General features: G+C 36.6%; 8 protein-coding genes. All 8 read right to left on the reverse strand.

Features of this window, described 5'->3' with window-relative positions; all coding sequences use genetic code 11:
* Positions 1–141 precede the first annotated feature (141 nt).
* Positions 142–1,437 (reverse strand): SIR2 family protein, encoded by a 1,296-nt coding sequence (locus IC221_RS15570; RefSeq protein ID WP_188169855.1) that lies wholly within the window; start codon positions 1,435–1,437, stop codon positions 142–144.
* Positions 1,438–1,726: 289 nt separating this feature from the next.
* The gene (locus IC221_RS15575; protein ID WP_188169856.1) at positions 1,727–2,629 is read right to left on the reverse strand and encodes a DUF1735 domain-containing protein; all 903 of its coding nucleotides are present in this window, start codon (positions 2,627–2,629) and stop codon (positions 1,727–1,729) included.
* Positions 2,630–2,640: 11 nt separating this feature from the next.
* On the reverse strand, positions 2,641–4,338 hold the full coding sequence (locus tag IC221_RS15580; protein ID WP_188169857.1) for a RagB/SusD family nutrient uptake outer membrane protein: 1,698 nt from the start codon (positions 4,336–4,338) through the stop codon (positions 2,641–2,643).
* 13 nt (positions 4,339–4,351) lie between these two features.
* Positions 4,352–7,249, reverse strand: a complete 2,898-nt coding sequence (locus IC221_RS15585; RefSeq protein WP_188169858.1) for a SusC/RagA family TonB-linked outer membrane protein — start codon at positions 7,247–7,249, stop codon at positions 4,352–4,354.
* Entirely contained in the window at positions 7,218–8,948 is a 1,731-nt protein-coding gene (locus tag IC221_RS15590; RefSeq protein ID WP_188169859.1) for a RagB/SusD family nutrient uptake outer membrane protein, read from the reverse strand. Before IC221_RS15590 ends, IC221_RS15585 begins: the two co-directional genes overlap by 32 nt.
* A gap of 9 nt (positions 8,949–8,957) precedes the next feature.
* Positions 8,958–12,062, reverse strand: a complete 3,105-nt coding sequence (locus IC221_RS15595; RefSeq protein ID WP_188169860.1) for a TonB-dependent receptor — start codon at positions 12,060–12,062, stop codon at positions 8,958–8,960.
* Positions 12,063–12,788: 726 nt separating this feature from the next.
* The gene (locus IC221_RS15600) at positions 12,789–14,219 is read right to left on the reverse strand and encodes a sulfatase (RefSeq protein ID WP_188169861.1); all 1,431 of its coding nucleotides are present in this window, start codon (positions 14,217–14,219) and stop codon (positions 12,789–12,791) included.
* A 2-nt stretch (positions 14,220–14,221) separates the two neighbouring features.
* The gene (locus tag IC221_RS15605) at positions 14,222–15,709 is read right to left on the reverse strand and encodes an arylsulfatase (RefSeq protein ID WP_188169862.1); all 1,488 of its coding nucleotides are present in this window, start codon (positions 15,707–15,709) and stop codon (positions 14,222–14,224) included.
* Between the last annotated feature and the right edge of the window lie 160 nt (positions 15,710–15,869).

A 15,869-nucleotide genomic window follows, 5' to 3' on the forward strand; every position in this document is an offset into this window, starting at 1 on the left:
GTTTGAAGCTGAATCTCTCAAAAAAAGATAATTATCTTTTCTGCTTAGACAGTCCGAACTACTGGGGTAACTATATTTCCCCATAGTTTTATAAAGTTATACGTCACAGACTTAAACTATGCTATAGTTCTCAGTGATGCCTTACGGCTTGACACTAAGAACAGACATTTTAATCTCACAAGACAAATAATCTTCTAAGTATTTATTATGTAAGATGATTCTATCATCGCATAATAATTTAACTTTATCGTCATCAGTATTTTTAGGGAGTGAAGGGTTTGAAAAACGATCAAATTCTCTTAAAATTTTGTAGTCCATACTTTTAGTTGAATTAGTTAAGTCTGAGGGATCTACTATTTCTATTTTTAAATTTTCATTATAAAAAAATGCTGTCTGAATAATTCTATTTATATGATCATCTCCAAGTGAATAACCCACAATTATTAATTTATTACTCTCCATACAATCTTTTTCAAAGGCATTATGCATTTCTCTAAGAGGTGGAATACTTATTCTTTGAACTTTTTGATAACCTGATATGATACTTGATAATAATAATGGCTTTCCCTTTTCCACTCCTTTAAAAACTCTCATTTCAGGCAAACTGGGGCCATATCCTTTTACTATAAAAGGAATGTTATCTTCATGTTCCCAATCGTCAATATCTGTAAATCTCCAATAGATTGAACCATGTAAATTATAGTGAATATCTTCTTCTGAATCTGAAATAATTTTATATAAATCAGGCCCCCTCTTATTAAGATTATCGGTTTCATTAAATCCATCGAATAAGTTTATCCCAACTTCTTGCATAATTGCTTTAAAAATCGAATCATAATTAAGGGTATAAATTCGAATTGATGATTCACTTTTTATTGATTGAATCCATTTTTGAAAATTTTCAATTAAACCTTTTTTATCTTCTTCATTGGTAGAAAGCAGTTTCAGTTTTGAACTTTTAGTGTGATATGCATATTGGTGAATTTCAGCATTGATTTCAATAATGATTTTACCCACTAACTCCTTTATGATTTCTTGTATTTCATTTTCAGTTGTAGCACCAGATTCCAGCATTCTAACTGTTCCCTCTAGATGATTTGGATTAACAACTTTATGCTTGAATTTATCACCATTTAGAAATACACTATAGAAAGATGATATATTATTATGAGTATTAGCATAGAATATATACAGTTCTTCTAAAACGGCAATTAGTGTCTCGAAGTTTACTTCATCTTCTGAAAACCCTGCATCAAGCAATTTATCAAAAATGTATTGTGTAATTGTTTTTTCTTCATCACGTATATTTGGTCCAATTTTAAGGGCAATTTGTGTTAAGTCATGAGTTGTCGGACCATTAAACGGTATTGCTGCTCCTGCTCCAAATAGAAATGTTGTTTTAGTTTTATTTGAACTTCCATTGATTGCTTTGCTCATTCTTAATTTTAGTTTATTATATAGATTTCTTTAAGAGATAAATAAAATTAGATATTCTAAAGAAGAATTAAAACTAAGATCAACTTATTACATTGTAAACGAAACTATCGTTAATTATTCTGTTTAGAAATCAGGAGATTTCTGATGATCTCAAGGACACGAATGACGCTTACGCTTAACATTCGCGCCAGTGAGGTTTCTACCATTTGGACCTGCTATTCAATTTCAAACACAAAAAAAGTGATGCCATTGAAAACAGCATCACTTTGTAGTTTGAAATTAGTATAGCTTAATCCCAAAGTTCTAATGAAAGTTCTTTGTTTCTGAATGTTAGAGTATCTGTAACGATATGCGTTTGATTGTCCAATTCATATTTATATTTCAAGTACACTCTTTGGTCTTCTTTTACGTAACGAGAAGCAATATTTTCAACATCTTGGATTTCAGAATCTGAAGCACTTGTTACATCAATGATACCGCTTTCGAAATCCATATTCATATGTAAGCGGGATGTAAAACGAATTCCTGAAAGTCCATTTGAGATCACCTCTGTTGCACCTACTGTCGAAAGATTCCAAGTGGTGTTGTTCACCATATCTTCGTTGCTATTTACAGTCACCTCTTCTAAGCCTCCTGTTGTGTTGAAAGCGGAATCAACGCCGTGATGATACCAAACGGCATCTAACGTATGAATGTACTTGATCACCGGAATCATATAGTCCATAGCTTCTACCCCTTTCGTTTCATCTCCAGTCAGTACTGAGTCTGTAGTGGAAGTTAGAATTCGGATGGGTAGAGCATAATTTCTGATCAATGCATTAGGATCTTGAAGGAATTGTGCAGAATCTAAAACAACGTCAATTAAACCGTTGAATTCTCCTTCTTGAATCCACATTTCATTATCATTGCTCAAGGTGTAATATTCCGAAGGTAAAAGCTCAAATGCGGTACCTTCTAACAGGGTTGAATCAATGGTATAGCTTACCACCTCTGTTCTGTTGTTCTCTCTTTTTCCTCCAAGCACTACGCCCATTTTAAACTGTAAGCCCTCTCCTGCAATCACCGTTCTTACTGGTTTTTGATACGGAAAATAGACTGTTGAATAATCGTAGTCGTTAAGGTAGTTATTGTAACTTTCGCAACTTGTCAAGAAGAACAATGATGCGATAAAAGTATAAAGTAATTTTCTCATAATTCATTCATTTACCATCCCTTATTTTGAATAATAGCATCACCTTTCAATACTTCACGATATGGAATAGGTCCGTAAATCATGTAGCTTTGGTAATTTCTATCTTCAACATGAATCTTTTGATAGGAAGTTGTCAGTGTGTTTTGATCTATATTTATTTCAATACCATTTACAGGTAAATTTATTGCATCTAAGCTGTAATTCCAACGGCGAATATCATAAAAACGGTGATTTTCAAAAGCCAATTCAATACGTCTTTCGTTATGAATAAAGTCTCTGAAAGCCTCTCTTCCCGCAATGGAATTAAGGTAAGCGTCTGAAGTAATTTTGGCTCTCTGACGTACTACTTGGATCGCCTCTTTAGCAGTCATTCTACCAAACGGCGGTACAGTGTTAGGGCCTGATAACTCATTAGCAGCCTCTGCATAATTTAAATAAGCTTCCACTTTTCTAAATAAAGCAATATAATGACGTCCGTTAGAGACAGAACCTGGCGTAATACTCACATTAGGATTGATAAACTTTTTTAGGTAATACCCCGTTCTTGTGGCAAAATCATTGACTTGAACATGGTCTTCTCCTCCTACATGCGTTGCAATTGTTGTGCCTTTAAAAGAAGTACCATTGTGAATAATTGTTGCGTAAAAACGTTCATCTCTCCCTTCATAAGGTTTTGTAGCATCGTAACCAGAATCTGGGTGATCAATCGGATAACCATTGGCCATCGGGAAAGCGTCTACCAACTCTTGTGATGGGTTCGTACTTCCTTGTCCATTGAGTGATGGTGGATAGTTTTTACGCTCAATATCGTTGTTGTTGGCATATCTTCTCATAATCGGCTCGCCCAATCGGTCATCAAAGAAAATATCATCATCCCATGCAGGAAGTCCGTTCATGATATCAATCAATTTCTGACTTTCGTATAACGCTCTACCCCACTTCTCTTCCGCAGAAAGTTGGTCTTGTTGATCTGCGAATGCAGGACTCGCAGCATAAAGTGTAACGACTGAACGAAGTGCTTGAGCAGCCATTTGAGAAGCTCTACCAATATTCGATTCTCCAAAATCTACATCCGAACCAGTGTATTCCAATGGCAAGTTCTCCATGGCTACTTCGGTATCTTTTAAAATTTGTGCCACTACTTCTTCGTAAGTATTTCTTGGCAATGTGGTATTGTCAGATGTTTGTCCAAGCATAATGGGAACACCCAATACTCTACCATTTGTGGCTACCCCACCATGTCTTTTTAAAAGATTAAAATGATAATAAGCTCTTAAAAAGTGGGCCTCACCATATAAACGTTGTTTGTAGTTGGCGTTTCGGAGTGAATCAGAGATAAAGTAATCCACGGCTAAACCTTTTTGAAGAAAATCATTGATATTTCTAATCACCTCATAAGATCCTGACCAATCACCAATAGGATTACTTGAAGGGTTCCATCCGCCAGCTGACATTCTTCTAAGCGATGATTCAATTTGTCTTGTTACGGCATTGTCAGTCGCACAATCTAAAATATCATTTCCATAAGAAGTATACACTGATGGAAGTGCTTGGTAAGCAGAAAGCAATACACCTTCTGCTGTGCTAGGGTGAGCCCAAATTTCTTTTTCAGGTCTGTGGTTATCTCTCTCTAACTCTAAGTAATTTGAACATGCTGATGTTGATAATCCAATAATCAAGCTTAGCACTATGTATTTTATTCTTTTCATATCATTACATCAATTAAAATTTAAAATGAGCTCCCAAAGTCACACTTCTCATAATCGGGAAGTTCGTGATCCCTGTATTGGGTCTTTCAGGATCTAAATTTTTATTTCCAATCGTTGTGAATTCATAAAGATTATTACCTCTCAATGTAAATGTTGATTGAATTCCAGCCATTTTCTGTACAATTTTAGCTGGCATTGTATAACTCAACTCTACACTTTTGATTCTGAAGAAATTGCCTTTTTCTAACCAGAAATCTGAGTTTTGGAAGTTGTTGGTAGACTGTGCTGTTGTTAAGGCAGGGTAAGATGCCTCTCCAGCTGTTGCCTCCGTCCATGCTCCTCTTGCAATCTCAGAGTAGTTCATCAGACCATCAAACTGATAGTATTGACTGTTGTTGTTGACGTAGTGACCTGCCAATCCAGAACCATGAACGAATAGGTTAAAGTTCTTATACCCCACATTCAATTGGATACCGTACGTCATTGTAGGGTCCGTTGTGCCCAAGTACGTTCTGTCATCTTCATCAATCACACCATCGTTATTCAAATCAGAATACTTCAAATCACCAGGTCTTACCGCACCAAATGTTTGGTTGGTAGCACCTGCAATGTCACCGGCATTTTGGAAGAAACCTAAGTTTCTGTAGCCGTATATATTACCAATCGGCATTCCTTTTTGACTCAAGTAAGTTTCATCAAACTGATATTCTAACACCTCATCCCACTCTGTTTGCTGATACATGAAATTGGATGAAACACCAATATGCCATGCTCCTAATTGCTTCATGTAAGAAACCATTAACTCAAAACCATTACTTAATGTAGCGTTATAATTCATCATCATTTGATTTCCGCCTAAATAATCAGGGTAAAAATCGTCCATGGCTACCGGCATATCTTTACGGGCATTTCTAAATACATTTGCCTCCACATAGATTTTATTGAATAATGCCAACTCAGTACCTAAGTTTAACTCAATTGATTTCTCATATTCAATGTCCTCATTACCGTATGCCGTTGGTGTCCAAACAGGGTACCTGTTGTTGTTGGTAGGACCAAAACGAGCATCGCCACTTTCTCCGTATCGAAGTACCTCTGTATAATAATTCAATGAATTATTGTGTGCTAATACACCTGCAGAACCCTTTAGTTTTAAGTAAGTCAACACATCATTGTTTTTGAGGAAGTTTTCATTAGAAACTATCCAACCTAAACCGCCTGAGTAAGTCCACATCGATTGATTTTGGTTCTGCAGTGTATTAGAAGTCACAAGCACAGAAGATCCTTCCACTACATATTTTTTATTGAACATGTAATTCGCCGACAGTCCTGTATGCAAGTGTTTGTGCACTTGGAAACTTTGACTGTCCGAAGTTCCTTGAAGATATCCTACACCTGTTAGAAGTAAGTGGTGTTTGTCATTAAAAGTTCTGTCGTAGTTAATCGAACCGTAAAACGTATTGCTGTAGTAATCACTTGATCCTTTTCGCTCTTGGTCATCCGATTTAAGACCTGAATTGACCAATTGTAATTTATATCCTTCTTCTTCGCCTGGCATCACAACAGCATAACTGTTATAACCTTCATTTTTGCCGTATCTAAACATAGAGTTATAGTCAATAGAGGCATAGATATCAGCTGATAAACCTTTAACATAATCGTCTAAATCAAAATCAAAACCGATTCTTGTTTGGATATTTCTATCATTCTGAATATCATATCCGCCATAATTCATTTGACCATAAATGTTTTGAGGGTGATTTAAACTACCTCCCAATACGGTCGTTTCTCTAGAGTCGCCTTGTTCAATAAAAATAGGATATTCTAATGCTCTTGTTGACGCTAAATCCGTAAAGAAATTAGCCGTGGACATTGCTGGTTTATTTCTGAACTCTGCTCTACCCGCTACATCCGTTTTTAAAGTAGCCCAGCTTGACAATTCAATATCAACATTGGCTCTCATATTGAAACGTTCGTAAGTGGTCTCAAAACCCGTAGATTCTAATCCTCCATCACCAGTGTATCCTAGGTGAGCAAAGAACTTCGCCTTTTTTGTCCCTCCTTGAAAATTCAAATACCCCTTTTGATACTGCGCTGATTCTTTTAAAGCAAAATCTCTGTAATTTTCATTAGGGTATAAAAGTGGATCTGTCCCATTTCTATACGCTGCAATCTGTTCTTCACTGTAAAAAGCAGGAAGACCATCATTCAAACGCGCTTGATTATAATACTGAGCGTACTCATCAGCACTTAAAAACTCAGGGTTACTGGTTGGCGTTTTCATTCCAAATTCAAATCCGCCACTAATTTGAAGACCACTTGACTCCCCTCTTTTGGTTGTAATCAAAATTACACCATTGGCTGCTCTTGATCCATAAAGAATCTTTGCTGTAGCATCTCTAAGAACTACCACTTTGTCGATTTCCTCTGGATTCAGATCCATCCAAGGTCTATCAATACCATCTACCAATACCAAAGGTGAGTTACCACTGTTACTGTCTTTTCCGCGTACAGTAATAGAGGCTCCTCCACCTCCTGGTACGTTGGCATTTGTAGTCACTTGCAAGCCAAGGATTCTACCTTGTAATGTGTTAGAAAGATTGAGTTCATTGGAAGTCGAAAGATCATCTCCATAAATTCCGTTGGCTACTCCAATAAACTGCTCTTTCGAAAGCGTTCTGTAAGTAGTTTCTACCTTTTCGTCACTACTTAGTTTCAATGTTCTTTTGAACCTTTCAGTCCCCTCAGAAGTCACTTTTGAAGGTACTTCTTGTAATGGCACTTCAACTTCTTCTTGCGCATAAGCATTTGCACCCATAAAAAATACGAGGGAAGCAAAAGTCCATTTATATATTTTATTCGTATAATTCATAACTTTCTTACCATCCTGGATTTTGAGTGAAATTTTCATTTTTACTTACTTCCTCCAATGGAATTGGGTACCAATAATTTCTTTCGGCAAAGTTTCTCGCATTCGGAATTTCAGGGTATTCATAAGTATAGTTATCCCCGTCTTTTGTAATAATTACTTTTCGGATCGAACGGTAATCTTGCTCGGCTGTTTTCCATCTACGCGAGTCGAACCAACGGTGCCCTTCAAAACATAATTCTACAGCTCTTTCGTTGCGAATTCTCTCTCTAAAAACATCTTTACTAGAAGTGTATTTAGCGTTTACATCTGGCATCCCTACTCTGTTTCTGATAATATTGATGGCTTGAACGGCTGACATTCCTGCCTCTGGAGCTACTGTCGTTGGGCCGTATACCTCATTGGCTGCTTCCGCAAAATCTAAATAAATCTGTGCATAGCGAATAAATACCCAAGGCATATAATGCATACCGTATCTATTTTCCCAACGGTTGTTGCCTACTGGCCAGTATTTTTTGACAAAATAACCTGTCAATGATCTTTGGTTGATCGGTAACTTATCTTCTCTACCTCCAGTAAATGTTTCAATGTACAATTGTGTATTACCATTTTTACCCCAAGGTGCTCCATTATACAAAATGTTGTTGTAGAATCTAGGGTCACGATTTTCATATGGATTATTCGTATCATAACCTGAATCAGGATCATTGATTGGTAATCCATTACTCATTTCATATCGATCTACTATATTTTGTGTTGGGCCAGTTGTGGCATTGGCACCTCCATAGGATTGTGGTATAAAGTGATTTCTTACATCAGTAGAAGATCGGATACCTGTATGTCTCCAGAATACAAATTCTGAATTGGCTGGCTCAAACTCATTGTAAAAAATATCACTATAGTTATTTCCATTCATCAATTGAATACCGTATTCACCGGCAGTTCTGAACAACTCTCCTTGAACAGTCATGGCTTGCTGAAGTAATTCATTATTATAAACCGCTCCATTTCCTGCATCTTGTTGCATTAATGGTGAAGCCATATAAAGTTGAATCATTCCTTTTAATCCTAAAGCGGCACCTTTAGTGACACGACCTAGTTGATCGGCTTCCCATCGATTGGGTAATAACTCTAGTGCCATATCTAAATCTTCCACACAATCTTGAGCACTTTCTACAAAGTTTCTTCTTGGAAGGTTAAAATCCGTATCCGGTGTAAACGAGTTTTTCATTTCCGGCATTCCTCCCCAACGAATCAACACTTGGAAATAATGCCAAGCTCTCATAAAGTAGGCTTGTCCTAATAACTCATCAATTTGTTGTGGAGTAGCATCCTCTAACATCTCAATTCTTTCGATTGTGATGTTCGCTGTACGAATAGCCTGAAAACTATTCGCAATGACCGGAGAACGTGAACCAATACCTTGATTGCTCATTTCCCAACCTACTTCTGTATTATTAGCATTACCTGGTTTTGAGTAAAAACCACCTGCATTCATATCGTTTTGAACGGTCCAGTTCGAATTGTTCTCCGTTTCGTCACTGAAACTACCTGAATCAAAACGACGACGCCAATCAAAATAATCATCTAAATAAGCATATAGTTTGTCATTGAAGGCTCTATATGACTCATAATTGGTAAATACTTCAGACTCTGTAACACCTTGATCTGGTGAACGATCTAAGAATCTTTCGCAAGAAAGAAAACCAATTGCCAGTAATAATATTATAAATCTTTTCATTTCCTTTTCTTATAAACCAAGTCGTAAACCAAGATTAAATCTTCTCACTAGAGGATAAGCCGCATTTGAGTTGGCAGGGTCCAATCTCTCATCAAAATCAGTAACTGTAAATAAGTTATTACCTGATGCATAGATGTACATATTTCTGTAGAAAGCCCCTGTCTTGCCTTTCAGCGTATAGCCAACTTCTAAGTTTTTCAGACGCCAGTAAGACGCATCTTCCCATCTGTATTCCGTTGGGTTATTGTTATGCTGTCTGTTTTGGAAGTGAAGAGTTGGGTTCGCATTTGCGTTTGGATTTTCTGCACTCCAAGTATTAGTATGGAATTCATCCAATACATAAAAACCTTTTGAGAAGCCCCACATCATATCGTCTGAGATATTTGCGTAATTACCACTTACACCGTAGAATAATGCTGAAACAGAAAGTCCTTTATAGCTCAATGAAAGGTTCACACCATACGTCTGTGTTGGCACATCCAATCCTTTCAGTACAGTTTGATCATTGATGTCTACACTACCATCGCCATTAAAATCAACATATTTGATATCACCCGGAATCGGCGAACCACCCAAGTTAGTATTTGGTGAGTTATAAATGTCGTCCCAGTTTTGGTATAAGCCATCAGTAACGTATCCTTTTTTCCATCCAATCGGCTTACCTGCATCTTTTTGTGATTCAGGAAGTAAAGCTGGATCATCTCTGTTGATGATTTTACTTTCGTTCATTGAGTAGTTTGGAGCAATTCCAATCTTCAAGTAATCTCCTACTGTAAAGTCATAACTTAATGCCACTTCAAAACCTCTTGATTTCACCTCTCCAATATTGGCATAAGGATTATCAGGGAAACCTGACCATGCTGGAATATTTCTTCTTTCCATCAAGATATCATAACGGTACTCATTGAATAGATCTACGGTCAGTTTCCAGTTCTTTAAAACTGTCGCTTCAAAACCTAAGTTCTGTTTCACCGCTTTTTCCCAAGTTGCATTTTCGTTAGGGATTCTACCTTCATAATAGTGAGGAGCCCAGTTTCTCGGATCTTGTCCTAATCTCCAGTTGATGTTACCGTCTTGGTAGTATTCGCCAAAGTAAAGGTGTCTTGTATTGTTGTTGATGTGCGAACGTCCAACGGTACCATAAGAGTAACGTATCTTAGCACTGTTCAACCAATCCAATCTTTTAAAGAAATTTTCTTCTGAAATGGCCCAACCCAATGCAAATGATGGAAATACACCAAATCGTTTTCCAGGAGCGAAGTTATCAGATCCATTGACACCCACGTTGATTTCAGCCATATACTTCATACGGAAGTCATAAGTTAGTCTACCTGCCCAGTTCTCTTCATAGAATGGGAAAGAAACGTCGGGTGAATTAATTCTTCTTGAGAAGAGTAATAAACCGGTTACTGAATGGTCTCCAAATGTTCTGTTATAACGAGAAGAAAATTCATACAACATCGTTTTTCTAAACCAACCATATTCCCAATTTTCAATAGTGACCGGTTGTTCAACGAAGTTAGCATCAGGATAACGTACTTGGTTTTCAGCGTCAGGAGTTGGATAGTGGAATAATGTTCTGTCTTTAACAATTGATTTGTTAAACTCTGTATAAGTATCAAAAGCAATTTTAGCTCTAAACGTAAGTCCTTTAGTAATGAAATCTAGTTTTTGATCTAGTTGTAAGTTTGTAAACAGCTCCGAACGTCTCGTTTGTCCGCTACCTGATTCGTTTAGAATTGATAAGGGGTTGTCTGCTCCGTTTGGATCAATACCACCATAAGTCCCATTTTCAAATCTTGCAGGATAAAGGTAAGAAGGTGTTCTGTAGATTTTCTTAAAAAATTCACCTTTTTGATATTCACTTGATTTTACTTCTTCAGGACTTGAATACCTTTTTTGATTTCCTGAAATACCAAAATCTACACTCGTTGTTTTCGTTACTTTAAACTTAAGGTTGGTTCTAAAGTTTAATCGATCATTCATAAAACTTGGATCATAATCCTGACTCGATTGAGAATTTAGAACATCCGTTTCTCTCAAATAACCTACTGATGTAAAGTATTTGATTTTCTTTGTTCCACCCGAAATATTGAAGTTGGTTTTCGATTGGTAACCTGTTCCGACTACCTCATCCCACCAATCTACTTCTGGATATCTTTCAAGATCTCTATTAGGATCTTCCCAGTTTCTGATATAGCTTTCTGGAATCATTTGATCCCAAAGTCCATCGTTTGCCAATGCTCGATTAGATAATCTAAATGTATTAGGCATATCTAATCTTGATGAAGTATTCATTGGAGTCTTAATACCTACTTCCTGAGAAATATTAATTCTTGTTTTCTCCTCAGAACCTTGTTTTGAAGTCACTAAGATTACGCCATTGGCACCTTTCACACCAAATACTGCTGTTGCCGAAGCATCTTTCAATACTGAAATCGATTCTACTTCGTTAGGGTCAATATCATTAAAGCTTCTTTCCACACCATCTACTAGAATAAGTGGCGAATTGTCGTTCCATGAAGAGCGACCACGAATTAAGATTTGTGCTTCATTCTGTCCTGGTTCTGAAGTAGTCTCCATCACCGTCATACCCGCTACTCTACCTGTCAATGCACTAGTCATATTCGTTGCACCGCCAGATTCTAATAACTCTTCTGTTGGCGTAGTTTCAATAGCACCAACAATACTTTGTTTCTTTTGTACACCATAACCAACAACCACTACTTCTTCTAGTAGTTCCTCGTCTAGTGACAACACGATATCGATAACAGATTGCGTACCAACAACAACTTCCTTGCTTTTGTAACCAATGAAGGAATACACTAATACGTCGTTAGTATTAACAGATAGTTTGTAAGAACCATCAAAATGAGTAATTGTTCCTTTAGTAGTTCCTTTTATAAGGATAGACACACCTGGTAGTGATTCTCCCATTTCATCTTTTACTACTCCAGAAACAACAATGTTTTCCTGAAGCGCTTGAAGAGTCTTATCATCAGCTTCTGAATTGGCAAGAGTATCAAAACTAAATAGTAGTAAAAAAGTCAGATACAGAATGCTTTTTCTAGTAATGCTGTGAGCCACTCTAAAATGAGTAAACTTCTTGTGCATAATTTCAAAAAATGTTAAAGTGTTCTTATTGAGAATAGAACCTATTCTATTTCATTTCATTACAAAACAACAGCTTTAAAGGGAGTATAATCCCCTAATTTTTCATTAAAAAAGGGGGAAAAACTAATAAAAAGTGCGTTTTTACGTATATGGTGGCTATTTATCGTGTTTTTTGGACCGTAATAACGAAAATATTAAAAAATCAAAAAAAAGGATATTTTCGTAATCATAAAATTACAAAAATATCCTCATTTTTCGGTCTCTCTTATTATCAATTAGCACATTATAGACTAAGTTATCGTCAACTTTTATTGGTATTTAGAAATCAGGAGATTTCTGCTGATCTGTAGAACACAAATGACGCTATCGCTTAACATTCGCGCCAATGGACTTTCTACCCAATTCATTTGCTACTTCTTCCCTCGGCCTTGAAGGGAAAAGCGTTAAGAATTCCATGTATTGAGCCGTTAAAAATGATTTTGCTGTTTGAGCATCTCAAAACGATGAAGTTTTGATCGAGTTATCCTTTCAATAGGCGAGAGAAATGGAATTTAGCTTTTGACTTCTAAGCCTTGAATTTTTTGCTTCGTTTTTGTTTCAAGACAAAAATGAAGAAGAAGTAAATTTGAAAGTCGACCCTATAAATGCTTGTAGAAAGGTCGATAAAAAGTTGACGATAATTTAGTTTACAATGTAATTAGGGTGAAAAGTAACCCGAACACAACACTAATGTGTCATTTTGCTTTTGTTACTCCCACGTTTATATACCGGACGATAATTTTCCGGTGTTTTCTTCATTGCTAAAGGAGCATTCGTCTTCTCCATCCACTTCTTCAAGTCCTTCAGCAATTGATCTCTTTTTTTCGTTTCAATTTTTGATAAATCTTTCTTTTCAGAAGGATCATCTTTTAGGTTGTATAACTCGACCATCTGATTGGATGCAATTTTAGCTTCACCTCCATCTAAGACATATTCTTCATGGAAAAGAAGTAATTTCCAATCTCCCTGAATAGCCACCGTGACCGGTCGATTTCTAAAGTAAGCATCTCTTGCTCCTCTTGCATTTTTACCATCAAGGTAGATAGGGTAATGATAATAGATGGTTGATCTTGAAAGCTTTTCCTTTTTTCCTTCAAGAATTGGGTTGAAACTTTCACCGTCCAATACTTTGTCCTTTGCTTTGTTGATTCCTGCTAGATCCAACATTGTAGGATAAAAATCGATGTTGATAATTGGCGTTGTTGAGTGGGAAGGTTTGATTTTTGAAGGCCATCTTACAACCAATGGCACTCGAATCCCCCCTTCATACAACATCCCTTTTGCCCCTCTCAATGGTGTTTGTTTTACTTTACCAATAGCCCCATTATCAGAAGTAAAGAATACAATTGTATTGTCATCTAACCCCAAAGACTTCAATTTATCCATGATCATTCCCATACTATCATCTGTATGTTTGACCATTGCCGCGTACTTGGCATTTTTATGGATTTTACCTTTTTCTTTTTGCTCAAAGTACTCAATCATGGGTTGTCTAGCTTCCCATTTGGTGTGTACTGTATGGTGTGAGAGGAATAAGAAAAAAGGTTCATCTTTATTTTCTTCCATAAAATTACAAGCTTCCTCTGTAAGGCTGAAGATATCTTTCGGATCATCCGTTTCCTTAAAATTAATTTCGCTTGCATCCGTTTCTCCGTTGACATCAAAACCTTGTTCAGCTGGAGTTCCTGCAATATGCCATTTCCCAAAAATTGCTGTTTTGTACCCCCCATCGTTTAAGGCTTCTGCTAGAGTGTAGTTTTCTAAAGGCAAACCTTGATCAGGTATTGGCTCCAACCTCATTTGCTCTTCAATTCCTCTTTTTGAATTCCAAACGGCCACTTTACCATGTCTTGGTGTATACTGCCCAGAAATCATACAAGCTCTTGATGGTGCACAATTGGGTCCTGCTGAATAGGCATTATGAAATACTATTCCTTCAGATGCAAATTGATCTAAATGAGGTGTTTCATGGTAATCAGATCCCATAAAAGCAGGGTCTTTCCAACCCATATCGTCTACAAAAAACAGAACGATATTGGGCTTTTTATTGGTTTGACTTATACCTTCTGTTAAAACAGATAGAAAACAGAAAATAAATAAAATTGATTTGAGATGCATGATTATAAACTTTCAGCTTGGAATGGAAATGCCCTAGATACTGTTCTTGCTTCATCAAAGATTTTTTGAGCTCTTTTTACAACCTCAGGTTGTTCTTTCGCAAGGTTGTTACTCTCTGAAGGATCATCTGATAGATTATAAATCTCAATTTTCTTCTTCTTCTTCAAGTTATATTGTACTGCTTTCCAATCACCCATTCTTACAGCTCTACGTCCCCCTTTTTCATGGAACTCCCAGTATAAGTAATCATGTTGTGCTTGATTTTTTGATTCTCCTAACAATGTAGGCAAGAAAGAAATACCATCGATATTTTTATCTTCTGCAATTTCAACACCTACAATCTCTGCAACAGTTGGTAAGACATCCCAAAATGCTGATGGATGATCTGAAACCGTTTTTTCAGCAATTGTTTTTGGCCATGAAACGATCATTGGAACTCTAATTCCTCCTTCATACAAGTCTCTTTTTACACCTTTAAAAGGACCAAAAGATTTGAAATAATAAGGATCTGCTCCACCTTCTTTATGTGGACCGTTGTCAGAACTAAAAATGATAATTGTATTTTCTTCTAAACCAAGGTCTTTTACTTTTTGAACTACTTCACCTACAGATTGATCCAAATAATGCATCATAGTAGCAAACGCAGCTCTTGGGTATTCTTGATCACCATAAGCTCCTCTATAAAAACGATCTTCGTGTGTTAAATTCGGATCATGGTTCGCTTTATTAACATACGGTTTTCCTTGAGGGAATTTTTCTTTATACGCCTGGAAAAGCGAATCTTGTGGCACAACCATCTCAGCGTGTGGAATAGTGTAAGGCAAGTACATAAAGAAAGGTTTATCCTTATTTTGATCAATAAAAGACAAAGCCTGCTCATGAATCATATCGTGCGTATACGTCATCTGACCTTCTGAATTTGCTGGTAATGGTACTTTGGTTCCGTTGTGTCTTAAATACAATGGATAATAAGTATGTGCTAAACGCTGACAGTTATAACCATAAAACTCATCAAATCCTTGAGCATTGGGTGCTCCTTCTGATTGCGGATAACCTAAGCCCCACTTACCAAACATACCTGTTACATAACCTTCTTGCTTTAGCATTTTTGGTAAACTGTATGTATCTGCTGGAATTGGTACTTGCCCCTCTGGCAATACTTCTTTATTACCTCTGATTGGTGTATGTCCTGTATGCTGACCCGTTAATAATGCTGATCTTGATGGAGCACAAACACTACTTCCTGCATAATGATCCGTAAATCGAATGCCACTTTCTGCTAATGCATCAATATTAGGTGTAGAAAATTTTTCTTGGCCATAGCAGCTAAAATCTCCCCAACCTGCATCATCAGCAAGGATATAAATAATATTAGGTTGTTTAATTTTTTTGTCGACTGACTTCTTATGAGGAGTTGCACAAGAAGAGACCCCAAAAACCACGGCTAAAACCACCGCTATTTTTAAGATGTTATTTCGTAATACATTCATTTGCATCTTTCTTAATTGATAAAAAATAAGTATTGGAATAAAGAAATGGGTGTTTCATACACCATCGTTAAAATTATAGACAGATGATTATACAACCTCATCAAGATTGAAGTCTTGAAAGTTGAAAACGTAGACAACACTTTAGTATTGGTGAAGTCTG

It is taken from the genome of Flammeovirga sp. EKP202 (assembly GCF_014534745.1).
Lineage (GTDB): Bacteria > Bacteroidota > Bacteroidia > Cytophagales > Flammeovirgaceae > Flammeovirga.